This is a genomic window from Staphylococcus condimenti, from assembly GCF_001618885.1.
Lineage (GTDB): Bacteria > Bacillota > Bacilli > Staphylococcales > Staphylococcaceae > Staphylococcus > Staphylococcus condimenti.
On the sequence record NZ_CP015114.1, the window covers coordinates 663,386 to 675,955 of the forward strand.

The 12,570-nt window shown below is 37.3% G+C and carries 11 protein-coding genes; all 11 read right to left on the reverse strand.

Annotated elements, in window-relative coordinates; genetic code table 11:
• Positions 1-270: 270 nt before the first annotated feature.
• Positions 271-462: a hypothetical protein gene (locus A4G25_RS03275; RefSeq protein WP_047131298.1), complete on the reverse strand. Its 192-nt coding sequence runs from the start codon at positions 460-462 to the stop codon at positions 271-273.
• A gap of 22 nt (positions 463-484) precedes the next feature.
• A complete protein-coding gene (pyrE, locus tag A4G25_RS03280) occupies positions 485-1,096 on the reverse strand; it encodes an orotate phosphoribosyltransferase (protein ID WP_047131299.1) in 612 nt (203 codons plus the stop codon).
• A 1-nt stretch (position 1,097) separates the two neighbouring features.
• The gene (gene pyrF / locus A4G25_RS03285; protein WP_047131300.1) at positions 1,098-1,802 is read right to left on the reverse strand and encodes an orotidine-5'-phosphate decarboxylase; all 705 of its coding nucleotides are present in this window, start codon (positions 1,800-1,802) and stop codon (positions 1,098-1,100) included.
• Positions 1,802-2,719, reverse strand: a complete 918-nt coding sequence (locus A4G25_RS03290) for a dihydroorotate dehydrogenase (RefSeq protein ID WP_047131301.1) — start codon at positions 2,717-2,719, stop codon at positions 1,802-1,804. Before A4G25_RS03290 ends, pyrF begins: the two co-directional genes overlap by 1 nt.
• The gene (locus tag A4G25_RS03295; RefSeq protein ID WP_047131302.1) at positions 2,716-3,480 is read right to left on the reverse strand and encodes a dihydroorotate dehydrogenase electron transfer subunit; all 765 of its coding nucleotides are present in this window, start codon (positions 3,478-3,480) and stop codon (positions 2,716-2,718) included. The genes A4G25_RS03290 and A4G25_RS03295 overlap by 4 nt, the downstream gene beginning before the upstream one ends.
• Before the next feature lie 186 nt (positions 3,481-3,666).
• Positions 3,667-6,840 carry a carbamoyl-phosphate synthase large subunit gene (gene carB / locus A4G25_RS03300; RefSeq protein WP_047131303.1) on the reverse strand — a complete coding sequence of 1,058 codons (3,174 nt, stop codon included), beginning with the start codon at positions 6,838-6,840 and terminating at the stop codon, positions 3,667-3,669.
• The gene (locus A4G25_RS03305; RefSeq protein WP_047131304.1) at positions 6,833-7,933 is read right to left on the reverse strand and encodes a carbamoyl phosphate synthase small subunit; all 1,101 of its coding nucleotides are present in this window, start codon (positions 7,931-7,933) and stop codon (positions 6,833-6,835) included. Before A4G25_RS03305 ends, carB begins: the two co-directional genes overlap by 8 nt.
• A 6-nt stretch (positions 7,934-7,939) precedes the next feature.
• The gene (locus A4G25_RS03310; protein ID WP_047131305.1) at positions 7,940-9,214 is read right to left on the reverse strand and encodes a dihydroorotase; all 1,275 of its coding nucleotides are present in this window, start codon (positions 9,212-9,214) and stop codon (positions 7,940-7,942) included.
• Positions 9,201-10,109 (reverse strand): aspartate carbamoyltransferase catalytic subunit, encoded by a 909-nt coding sequence (locus A4G25_RS03315; protein ID WP_047131306.1) that lies wholly within the window; start codon positions 10,107-10,109, stop codon positions 9,201-9,203. The genes A4G25_RS03310 and A4G25_RS03315 overlap by 14 nt, the downstream gene beginning before the upstream one ends.
• Positions 10,110-10,150: 41 nt before the next feature.
• A complete protein-coding gene (locus tag A4G25_RS03320) occupies positions 10,151-11,437 on the reverse strand; it encodes a uracil-xanthine permease family protein (protein ID WP_047131307.1) in 1,287 nt (428 codons plus the stop codon).
• Positions 11,438-11,661: 224 nt separating this feature from the next.
• On the reverse strand, positions 11,662-12,189 hold the full coding sequence (pyrR, locus tag A4G25_RS03325; RefSeq protein ID WP_047131308.1) for a bifunctional pyr operon transcriptional regulator/uracil phosphoribosyltransferase PyrR: 528 nt from the start codon (positions 12,187-12,189) through the stop codon (positions 11,662-11,664).
• Positions 12,190-12,570 lie beyond the last annotated feature (381 nt).

Consider the following 12,570-nt stretch of genomic DNA (forward strand, 5'->3'; position numbering starts at 1 on the left):
TTATAAATTGATAAGCGAAAGCCGATTCGAGATAATATAAATGGAGGTTGATTAATTTTGTCTTATTTAATTTGGCCTATTATAGTTATGGTTTTAATCGTATTGCTCGGCTACCTCTTTGTTAGATGGTATCTTAGATAATAGATTTAAACACTTGTGTTGTCTTCTGAAACACAAGTGTTTTTTAATAACTCAAAAACAAAACAGCCCGCCATAAACTGCTGAATCTATTAAACCAGTAGCTTACTACGGACTGCATTGTCTCAATTTTTAAATATAACCTTTATCTTTAATATCTGATTTTGCTTTTTTGAATATATTTTTGTTTTGTTCATTTGATAACCAATGGTTTTCTGTATTCTCTTGGTTGTCATCTTGACTGCGATAATCCTCATTTGCCGATAAGAACTTATTTAAATGTGCAAATGGATTTTGTACTGTCTGAGCATCTGTATTGGACATGGTCATCCCCTCCAATTACATCTTATGCTAAATTATCGCGCCATTCAACTAAAGATTTAATATCTTCAGTAGAAATTTTTCCTTCGTCTTCAGCCACATCAATCAGTTCATTATAATTACTTAATGTGTATAAAGGTAAATCTGCTTCTTTGAACATAGTGTCTGCTTTAGCTAAACCATAAGTGAAGATTGCAACAACACCTAAAACATCTGCACCTGCTTCTTTTAATGCTTCAGCAGCTACTAATGAAGAGCCACCTGTTGAAATTAAATCTTCAACTACAACTACTTTTTTACCTTTACTTGGTGCACCTTCGATTTGGTTTTGTTTACCATGACTTTTACTTTTAGAACGTACATAACTCATTGGCATCTCTAATTTCTCAGAAATAAAAGCTGCATGCGGAATGCCCGCTGTCGCTGTTCCAGATACAATTTCAGCTTCTGGGAAATGTGTTTGAATCAAATCAATCAAGCCGTCTCTGATTTCATTTCGTACTGCTGGATATCCTAAAGTCACACGGTTATCGCAATAAATAGGTGATTTGATACCAGAACTCCATGTGAATAAATCATTGGGTGAAAGTGCTACTGCTCCGATATTTAATAATGATTGTGCAATTTTCTTTGACATATTAACCTAACCAACTTTCTTTAATTTGATGATAACTTTCGACAGGATTGTCACTTTGTGTAATTGGACGTCCTACTACAATATGTGTAGAACCTAACTTACGCGCATCGTCTGGTGTAGTAATACGTTTTTGATCGTCTTGTGCATAATCAGCAGGACGAATACCTGGCGTTACTTTTAAGAAGTCTGACCCAAGTTCCTCTGTTAACAATTTCGCTTCTAGAGGTGAACAAACCACGCCGTCTAAACCAGCTTGTTTTGTTAATTTAGCATAGTTCAAAACAGCTTCTTCAATTGAAGTTTGAATGTTTTGCTCTTTATTCAACATTTCTTCAGTTGTAGAAGTTAATTGTGTAACTGCAATAATCTTCGTATCTTGATTCACACTGCGCAAACCTTCAACTGCCTGACGCATCATTTCTGTGCCGCCAGCAGCATGTACATTAACTAAATCTACATTTAAACGGCCTAGTCCTGCCATAGCTTGTTTTACTGTATTTGGAATATCATGTAATTTCAAATCTAAGAAGAGATGATGTCCGCGTTCTTTAATACGATTGATTAATTCTGGTCCAGTTTGATAATAAAGTTCCATTCCGATTTTGATGTATAAAGGTTCATCAAATAAATCTAAGAAATTTTCCACTTCTTCTGCTGTTGCAAAATCAAGTGCAATAATCGGTAAAGGTAAATTTGTGTTTGTCATTATTTCGTCACCTCATGAGTTCTTCCGTACAATTCATTAATATGGTCTACACCAAGTTTGTCTAATAAAGTTGGTAATTCATCAATGATTTCTTTACAAACCATTGGATTTTGGAAATTCGCTGTGCCGACTGCTACTGCATTTGCGCCAACTGAAATATAATCTATAATATCCTGTGCATTTTGCACACCGCCCATTGCGATAATAGGAATATCTATTGCTTTACGCACTTCATAAACCATGCGTAGCGCTACAGGTTTGATTGCTGGTCCGCTTAAACCGCCAATAGTATTTGCTATAATAGGTTTTCCTGATTTGCCGTCAATACGTAAGCCTACTAGCGTATTAATCATTGTTAAACCATCTGCATGTTTTGCAATCGCTTTGGCCATGTCTACAATATTTGTCACATTCGGCGACAATTTAACGTAAACAGGCACTTCAGAAACTGCTTTTACTTTGCGTGTTAATTCAGCAGCAACTTGTGGATCAACACCGAACTGCATTCCGCCTTCTTTGACATTTGGACAAGAAATATTCAATTCTAACGCTTTAACATTGGGCGCTTTTGAAATATGTTCTGCAACATAAACGTAGTCTTCTTCAACTGAACCCGCTACATTCGCAATAATTGGTACATCAAATTGTTCAAGTTTTTTTAATTCATGTTCAATAATGTGATGTACACCAGGGTTCTGCAAACCAATCGCATTAATCATACCGCTATCTGTTTCAGCTACACGCGGTGTTTCATTACCATAACGTGCTTCTTTTGTAGCTGCTTTAATCATGATGGCACCAAGTTCGCTTAAATCATAAAATTGGCTGAACTCTGCACCAAAAGCAAAGCAACCACTTGCGGGCATAACAGGATTTTTCAAATCTAATCCAGGTAATTCAACATTTAATCGGCTCATAAGATGACTGCTCCTTTCTCAAATACCGGTCCATCTGTACAAACTTTTACGTAACTTGTATCAGACTCAGGTGTATGGCATACGCACGCATAACAAGCACCAATTCCACATCCCATACGTTCTTCTAAAGATAAAAAGCCTTCAACATCAGCAAGTTTCTCATGTTCTTTAATTGCTTTCAACATTGGTTTAGGCCCGCATGTATAGTAAATATCGTAATCTACAGGAAGATCAGAAATCACATTCGTCACAAAACCTTTGGTACCCATCGAACCATCTTCTGTTACGATATGTGTTTCTCCTAATTTTTCAAATTGTTCTGCGTAAAAGACATCTTTTTTACTTCTGAATCCAAGGACGTGTACAGTTTCAATACCAAGTCGATTTAATTGTTTTGATAATTCATAAAGTGGAGGAACACCGATACCGCCACCGACTAATAAAGCTTTACGTTCTGCTTTTTCAATTGGGAAGCCGTTACCTAAAGGTGCAATGATATCAATCGTATCGTCTGCTTTCATCTCAGATAGACGCTGTGTTCCAGCACCTTCTGCACGATATAACATCGTAAATGTATCAAGTTCTGGTTCGATATGGCAAATTGAAATAGGTCTGCGCAACATATGCAATGAACCTTCTCCTACTTTAATATGCACAAATTGACCAGGTTGTTTCATTTTCCGTGTCACAGGGCCTTTAACTTTAATTTCGAAAATGCGGTCCGCAATTTCCTGATTGGATACGATAATATTTTCTTCCACCGCAAATATCCTCCTTCAATATAAATTACTTGGTTGTCGTTCATCTAATCGCTTTCTCTATTGTACATGAATTCCCGTAAAAAATGTGTGTCTGGATAAAAAATCCACTCACTTATCTTTCATTATTACATAGCGAAGCGCTTCTTCCACCTCCTTTTAGTAAAAGAGATTTCAGAAGCTGCTTTTCTACATTTGTTTCATTGTAAATGTCATACTTTCAATAACGTTTGTAAGTGCATTTGCTGTATCTAAAGAAGTTAAGCAAGGTACACCGTTTTCAACAGATGCACGGCGAATTTGGAATCCATCTCTTTCGATTGTTTTCCCTTTTGTCATCGTATTAATGACAATTTGAACTTCACCATCTTGAATACGTGTCAATAAGTCGTCTTCCCCACCAATTTTACCAACAGTTTCAACTGGAATATGATTATCAGCTAGTTTTTGAGCTGTACCTTCTGTTGCTAAAATTTTATAGCCGACTTCATTTAAACGTTTCGCGACCTTAACCATTTCATCTTTATCTTTGTCACTTACTGTTATTAAGACTGTACCGTGATCTTTTACTTCTACACCACTTGCAGTCAACCCTTTGAATAACGCCTTTTCAAGTGTTAAATCTTTACCCATAACTTCTCCTGTTGATTTCATTTCAGGTCCTAATGTAATATCTACATTTTTCAGTTTGTTGAAACTGAAGACAGGCGCTTTAACGAACACACCTTCTGTATAAGGTTGAAGTCCAGGTTGATAACCTAAATCACTTAATTTTTCTCCTAAAATCGCACGCATAGCAAGTTGTGCCATAGGAATATTCGTAATCTTGCTTAAGAATGGTACTGTACGACTTGATCTCGGATTCACTTCTAATACATACACCCCATCATGTGCAAGTACAAATTGAATATTGATTAAGCCGATAATATCTAAACCTTTTGCTAATCTCGTTGTATAACTTTCAAGTGTTTTAATATCTTCTTCAGATAACGTCTGAGGCGGATATACAGCAATTGAGTCACCTGAGTGTACACCAGCACGTTCAATATGTTCCATAATTCCAGGAATAATCACAGTGTCTCCATCGCAAATTGCATCTACTTCGATTTCTTTTCCTGTCAGATAGCGGTCTACAAGCACCGGATGTTCAGGACTTGCCTTTACTGCTTCTCTCATATAATTTCCAAGTTCTGTATCATTATAGACAATTTCCATTGCACGTCCGCCTAGTACATACGATGGACGCACAACAACTGGATAACCAATTTCTCGTGCATTTTCTAAAGCTTCTTCAGGAGAAGTTGCTGTTTTACCTTTAGGTTGAGGTACATCGATTTTATTTAATAATGCTTCGAATTCTTTTCTATCTTCAGCACGATTTAAATTTTCTAAAGAAGTTCCTAAAATTTGTACGCCTTTTTCTGCTAATTTTTCTGCCAAATTAATCGCAGTTTGTCCGCCGAATTGAACGACAACACCTTTAGGCTGTTCTAAATCGATAATGTTCATCACATCTTCGACAGTTAATGGCTCAAAGTAAAGCTTGTCAGAAATCGAGAAGTCAGTTGAAACTGTTTCTGGATTGTTATTTACAATAATTGCTTCATAACCTGCATTTTGAATCGCCCATACTGCATGCACAGTTGCGTAATCGAATTCAACCCCTTGACCGATACGAATTGGACCTGATCCTAATACAATCACTTTCTCTTTTTCTGTCACAACAGATTCATTATCTCTTTCATAAGTACCATAATAATATGGTGTTGAAGATTCGAATTCTGCAGCACACGTATCGACCATTTCATACACAGGTTTGATGTCATTTGCTTTGCGTAATTCAGTCACTTCATCTTCTGTCATGTCAAAACGGTGTGCAATTACTTTGTCGCTGAAACCATAATCTTTAGCATATTTTAAATACTCGATATCACCTTTATGTTCTTTTAGTTCATGTTCAATATCAATAATATGTTGGAATTTGTTTAGGAAGAAATAATCAATTTTTGTCATCTCATGTATTTCTTCTAAAGTAGTGCCGCGACGAATCGCTTCTCCAATAAAGAAGAGACGTTCGTCATCTTGTTGTAAGATACGTTCTTTTATGTAGTCTAACTCGTAACTTTCTCCATTTGGCAAACCTAAGTGATGCACGCCATATTCTAATGAACGAATGGCTTTTAATAATGATTCTTCGTACGTTCTTCCGATAGCCATGACTTCGCCAGTAGCTTTCATTTGAGTACCAAGTACACGTTCTCCTTTTTCAAATTTATCGAATGGGAAACGTGGAATTTTAGAAATAACATAATCTAAGGCAGGTTCAAAAGCTGCATATGATGTACCTGTTACTGGATTCAACATTTCATCTAATGTTAAACCGACAGCAATTTTAGCTGCTAATTTTGCGATTGGATAACCTGTGGCTTTAGAAGCTAAAGCAGATGAACGAGATACTCGCGGATTCACTTCAATAATGTAGTAATTCATAGAATGCGGATCTAATGCAAGCTGTACATTACAACCACCTTCAATACCTAATGCGCGAATCACTTTCAATGACACATCACGCAACATTTGATATTCTACATCAGTCAATGTTTGACTCGGTGCTACAACTATTGAATCACCTGTATGAATACCTACTGGGTCAATATTTTCCATGTTGCAAACAACAATCGCATTATCATTTTTGTCTCGCATTACTTCGTATTCGATTTCTTTGAAACCTGCAATTGATTTTTCAATCAAACACTGTGTTGCGGGACTATAATGCAAACCATTTGTCACAACTTCTTTTAGTTCTTCATCATTATGGCAGATACCGCCGCCAGTACCGCCCATCGTAAAAGCAGGTCTTACGATTAATGGATAACCGACTTGTTCTTTAAAAGCAAAGGCTTGTTCTACTGTGTTGACAATATCACTTTCTGGTACAGGAACATCTAACTCATTCATCAAACTTCTGAATAATTCTCTGTCTTCAGCTTGCTGAATTGAACTTAATTTTGTTCCTAACAATTGAACGTTATTAGACTCTAAAACACCACTGTCGTGTAATTGAATGGCCATGTTCAATCCTGTTTGACCACCAAGAGTTGGCAACAATGCGTCCGGTTGTTCTTTGCGAATAATGCGTGCAATAAAGTCATGTGTTAAAGGTTCAATATAAACTTTATCTGCAATTTCTTTATCCGTCATAATCGTCGCTGGATTAGAATTCACAAGGATTACTTTGTATCCCTCTTCTTTTAAAGCAAGGCAAGCTTGCGTTCCAGCATAATCAAATTCGGCTGCTTGTCCTATAATAATAGGCCCTGAACCGATTACTAATATCGTATTAATGTCGTTATTTTTAGGCATTTGCGAAACGCTCCTTCTCTTTGAATTCATTCATCATAGACACAAATTGATCAAATAAATAATTTGAATCAGTCGGTCCTGGGCAAGCTTCTGGATGATATTGTACTGAAAAGGCAGGAAGCGTTTGATGTTTTAAACCTTCAACTGTTTGGTCATTCAGCGCGATATGTGTTACTTCTAAATCTGTATTAACAACTGAATCAGCATCGATAGCATAACCATGATTTTGGCTGGTTAAAGCGACTTTTCCTGTAGCTAAATCTTTAACTGGATGGTTCGCTCCGCGATGTCCGAATTTCATTTTGAATGATGTTGCACCTTGTGAAAGTGCGAATAATTGATGACCAAGACAAATTCCAAAGAACGGAACTTTACCAAGAATACCTTTAATCATTTCGATTGCTTCAGGCACATCTTCAGGATCTCCTGGTCCATTTGACAACATGACACCATCAGGTGACATACGAATAATATCTTCTGCAGACGTATTGTAAGGAACTACTGTTACATTACAACCACGTGCATTTAATTCTCTAACGATATTTTGTTTCTTTCCAAAGTCCACAAGTACGACACTTAAGTCAAAACCAGTTGAAACATACGGTGTTTTCGTCGATACAGTCGGTACTTCATCGCGAGATAGTTCAAATTGATTTAATGATTCAATGAGTTGCGGAATATCTTCTGCATGATCTGTAAAACCTGCTTTCAAAACACCATGCTCACGAATTTTACGAGTAATACTTCTCGTATCTACACCCGAAATCCCCGGAATATCGAATTCTTTTAAAACTTCGTCAAATGTTTTCTGCTTACGGAAATTGCTTGGATGTGTACTCGCTTCCTTTACCACTACGCCACTTAATGTAGGTACAAGAGATTCAAAATCATCTCTGTTAATTCCATAATTACCAATTAAAGGATAAGTGAATGTAATAATTTGACCTGTATAAGACGGGTCAGAAATTGTTTCTTGATAACCCGTCATTGCAGTATTAAATACGATTTCGCCTTTAGTTAAATTGTCTGATCCAAGCTTTCTGCCTTCATATATTGAACCATCTTCAAATACAAGATATCGTTTTGCTAACATGCTTAATTAATCCTCCTTGAATGCCACTTCTCCAGCTACCATAGTGAATACTGGATTGCCATATACTTTATAACCGATAAATGGTGTATTGCTTGATTTTGAATGGAAATCTTCTGCTTTGATTTCACGCTCTTCCTCTAAATCGATTAAAGTAATATCCGCTGTTTTACCTTCTTCTAAAGTGCCGTATGGCAAGTCAAAGATTTTTGATGGTTTGATTGTTAAATATTCAACTAACTGTTGCAATGACCAATCACCATTTTTAACAAAGTGTGTGTACAATAATGGGAATGCAGTTTCGCTACCCACAATTCCGAATGGTGCTTTTGTCATTGGTTGATCTTTTTCTTCAGCTGCATGCGGTGCATGGTCTGTTGCGATACAATCGATTGTGCCGTCAAGTAATCCTTCAATCAATGCATCTCTGTCTTCTTTGCTTCTTAATGGAGGATTCATTTTAAACATTGCATTGTCTCCAGGAATATCATCTTCTGTCATTAATAAATGATGTGGTGTAACTTCTGCAGTCACACGAATTCCTGCACGTTTCGCATCACGGATAGCGCGTACACTTTCTTTTGTAGAAACGTGGCAGACATGATAATGACAATCTGCTGCTTCAGCTAATAATACGTCACGCGCGATTTGTACAGCTTCACAAATATTAGGAATACCTGGAATACCTAATTCTTCACTGCGTTTACCTTCGTGCATTGCTCCGCCATAAATCAAACTGTTATCTTCACAGTGTGCAACAACTGCTTTATTGACTTTTGCTGCTTGCTGCATTGCTTCATACATTGTACCAGCTGTTTGTACACCTACACCGTCATCAGTAAAAGCAAATGCGCCGTGATCTGCTAAACCTTTGAAATCTACTAATTCGCTGCCTGCTTGTCTTACAGTAATTGAAGCGTAAGGTAATACACGTACACTTGCATTCTCATCAATCAGCTTGTTAAGTTGTTCTAAATGTTCTACAGTATCTGGTACAGGGCGTGTATTCGGCATTGGGCAAACTGTTGTAAATCCACCGCGTGCTGCTGCTTTTGTACCTGTTTCAATTGTTTCTTTATGCTCACCGCCTGGTTCTCTCAAGTGAACATGGACGTCCACAAGGCCTGGTGCTGCAAAGCGACCTTTTGCGTCGACAACTTCAACTTCATTGCCGACAACAATTTCAGGTGCTATTTCTTTTACTTTATCGTTTTCTACTAAGATAGATGCTTCTGTCAACTCACCATTGTTATTTAATACTTTGGTATTCTTAATTAGCAACATCGTAGATAACCCCTTCCTCTTTTTCAGCTAAGATATGTGTGATTACTGACATACGTAAAAACATACCGTTTTTCATTTGTTTGAAAATGCGTGCTTTCGGTGCTTCTACTAACTCAGAATCAATTTCTACACCGCGGTTTACAGGTGCTGGATGCATTACGATAGCTTCAGATTTCATACGGTTATATCTATCTTTTGTTAACCCATATTTTTCATGGTATTCATGTGGATCAAAGCTCAACTCGCCATCATGTCTTTCGTGTTGTACACGTAATAACATTACAATGTCTGTTTCTTCGATAACATCATCAATTTTGACATATGGTGCGTCTAGTGATTCATCAACCCATTCATCAGGAGCTGCGAATTTTACATTTGCGCCCAATGCTGTAAGTGCTTGGTAGTTACTGCGTGCTACGCGTGAATTTTTAATATCTCCGCAAATCAATACGTTTAAGCCTTCGAAGTTTTCATATTCTTCATAAATAGTCATAATATCTAGTAAGCTTTGTGTAGGATGTTGTCCACTTCCGTCTCCGCCATTGATCACTGGAATGTTTAATCCTTCTAATTCTTTATAGTAATCATTTTGTGGATGACGGATAACAAGTGCGTCTACACCGATGCTTTCTAATGTTTTGCAAGTATCGTATAATGATTCACCTTTTTTAACAGATGAAGTACTAGTTTCAAATGGAATTTCTTGTAAACCTAATTGACGTTCAGCCATTTCAAAGCTGCATTTTGTACGTGTTGAGTTTTCAAAGAACAAGTTTGACACGTATTTGTCTGTAAATTTATTTGGTTTATTACCTTTTTTATATTCGATTGCAGTCTCGATAAGTGAATAAATTTCCTCGTTTGTTAAATCTTCCATAGATACTAATTGTTTCATTGTTAAATCCCCCTAAGATTTGATTATATTATTTGTTATTTTTACGCTTTAGCTTTAGGTAAAATCAAGTTTAAAATAATGCCTGACAAAGCTGCTAGTGCCATTCCTTCTACTTTGACGCCGTGGATATCGAACATTAAGTTTCCGATACCTACAACAAGAATGACAGATGCGATAACTAGGTTACGGTTTTCTGAAAAATCTACCTTGCTTTCAACCAGCATTCTTAAGCCGCTTGAAGCAATAATACCGAATAAGAGAATGGATACTCCGCCCATAACAGGAGTTGGGATTGATGAAATCAATGCTGTGAACTTTCCAACAAAGGCTAAGATGATTGCAATCACTGCAGCTCCACCAATTACATAAATACTGTAAATCTTTGTGATAGCTAGCACGCCGATATTTTCACCGTAAGTTGTACTTGGCGGCCCACCGATCAAGCTCGCAAACATTGTTGAAACACCATCACCAATGATTGAACGATGCAAACCTGGTTTTTCAAAGAAGTTACGTCCCACAATTTTGTTGATAACCATTTGATGGCCAATATGTTCACTGACTGTGACAAATACGATTGGGAGCATCAACAGTATCAATCCCATGTGAAAACTTGGTGTATAGTCTTTGAATGGCAAGTATATGTGCGGCCAATCTAACCATGATGCCTTCATAACTGGTTTGAAATCTACGATGCCTAGGATGGTCGCTGCGATATATCCGACTATAATTCCGATTAATACTGGAATCAGTGAGAAGAAACCTTTCATGTAACCTTGTACAACTAATGTTGTAACTAAAGTTATCATCGCAACAATTAAATATGTGACATTGTAGCCTTTCATGTCGGCACTGTTTTCAAACATTGCCATATTGGCTGCTGTCGGCGCTAAGCTTAAACCGATTACCATGATGACTGGTCCAACTACTACAGGTGGCAACAAGTGCATCAACCAACCGATGCCGCTTAATTTAATTAAGATTCCGATGATGACATACATCACACCACTCATGAAGAGTGCGACTAACATGTCTCCTAAGCTGTGAGTACTTAATCCTGTAATAATCGGTGTAATAAAGGCAAAGCTAGATCCAAGGTAGGCTGGAATCATCGCTTTTGTGATTAAAATGTACAATAATGTTCCGATACCTGATGCAAGAAGCGCTGCTGAAATCGGCAATCCTGTCAGGAATGGTACTAATACTGTGGCACCGAACATTGCGAAGAGATGTTGTAAGCTTAAGAATGCCCACTGGGCTGGCTTCGGTTTCTCATTCACATCTAGTACTGGTTTCACAGTACGTTCAAACATTTGTTCATTTTCCATTCTCTTTTTCTTCCTTTCATGAAAAAAATCTCTTTACAGCAATCAGCTGGCAAAGAGACTTAAGGGGAGAGATAAGAAAGTGGTTCATTGAAGTTAAGGTTTCAAGCATATAGACGATGCATGTTACCCAGAAACTTGTTGACCTCTCGTGCCATGCAAGTTTCTTTCAATGCTTTCTTATCAAACCCTTTGTCAGTCTCTCGTACTGATTTAAAAGGGTACGGCTATTCAATTATGACTGCGTTGCGGCCGTCTGTTTCTTTAACGTATACAGAAACAGCTTCATCGCGTGCAGTTGGGATATTTTTCCCAACGAAATCAGCTCTAATTGGAAGTTCGCGATGACCGCGGTCTACCAAAGCAGCTAATCCGATTTTTTGAGGGCGTGAATGCAAGAGTATCGCATCAAGTGAAGCTCTCACTGTTCTTCCAGTGTAAAGTACATCATCAATTATGATGACTACTTTATCTGTGATATCAACATCAATCACAAATGACTTCTCTGAAATCTTTGGCGTAGGTAATTCTAAATCATCTCTGAACTGTGTGATATCAATTGTGCCTGTTGGAACAGTTGTATTTTCAATTTGTTGAATTTTGCTTTGAATACTTTTTGCTAAAAACTCGCCGCGCGTTTTCACACCGAGCAATACAAGGTCTTTCGTCCCTCGATTGTACTCTAAAATTTCATGTGCCATACGCGTTAACGTACGTTTCATTGCTGCTTCATCTAACACAATACGTTCTGACATTCTCGCCCTCACCTTTCTATAAAAAAATCCCGTGTCTTCTCATTGAGAGACACGGGAACCCGATTCCTGTCAGAATCCATTACACCGTCTACGTTAACACGTCTGCTTAGGCATAATGACCCAAATATAGTTAGAGGCGTAGATACATTTATTCTAACTACACTTGTTGAAACTTCCTGTCTTCGGAGCATCTCTGTACTCTCAATTAAAGACTTACGATTTCTTTATTAAACTGTAATAAGTTTATCATAGATTAAGGAAAAGTCAAAGAGAAATTTGGGGGAAAGGTTATTGGTTTGTGTAGTTTACATAATAAAATTATGTATTGCTACAACTTGAATTAACTTAAAACAAGCTCTTTACCTATCTTTTAAAAGATAA

What these genes read in the sequence shown, in the direction of transcription:
- A4G25_RS03320 (WP_047131307.1), bottom strand. Translation starts at nt 11,437, where the DNA reads ATGGAAAATGAACAAATGTTTGAACGTACTGTGAAACCAGTACTAGAT.
- pyrF (WP_047131300.1), bottom strand. Translation starts at nt 1,802, where the DNA reads ATGACAAACACAAATTTACCTTTACCGATTATTGCACTTGATTTTGCA.
- carB (WP_047131303.1), bottom strand. Translation starts at nt 6,840, where the DNA reads ATGCCTAAAAATAACGACATTAATACGATATTAGTAATCGGTTCAGGG.
- pyrE (WP_047131299.1), bottom strand. Translation starts at nt 1,096, where the DNA reads ATGTCAAAGAAAATTGCACAATCATTATTAAATATCGGAGCAGTAGCA.
- pyrR (WP_047131308.1), bottom strand. Translation starts at nt 12,189, where the DNA reads ATGTCAGAACGTATTGTGTTAGATGAAGCAGCAATGAAACGTACGTTA.
- A4G25_RS03310 (WP_047131305.1), bottom strand. Translation starts at nt 9,214, where the DNA reads ATGTTGCTAATTAAGAATACCAAAGTATTAAATAACAATGGTGAGTTG.
- A4G25_RS03305 (WP_047131304.1), bottom strand. Translation starts at nt 7,933, where the DNA reads ATGTTAGCAAAACGATATCTTGTATTTGAAGATGGTTCAATATATGAA.
- A4G25_RS03275 (WP_047131298.1), bottom strand. Translation starts at nt 462, where the DNA reads ATGTCCAATACAGATGCTCAGACAGTACAAAATCCATTTGCACATTTA.
- A4G25_RS03315 (WP_047131306.1), bottom strand. Translation starts at nt 10,109, where the DNA reads ATGAAACAATTAGTATCTATGGAAGATTTAACAAACGAGGAAATTTAT.
- A4G25_RS03290 (WP_047131301.1), bottom strand. Translation starts at nt 2,719, where the DNA reads ATGAGCCGATTAAATGTTGAATTACCTGGATTAGATTTGAAAAATCCT.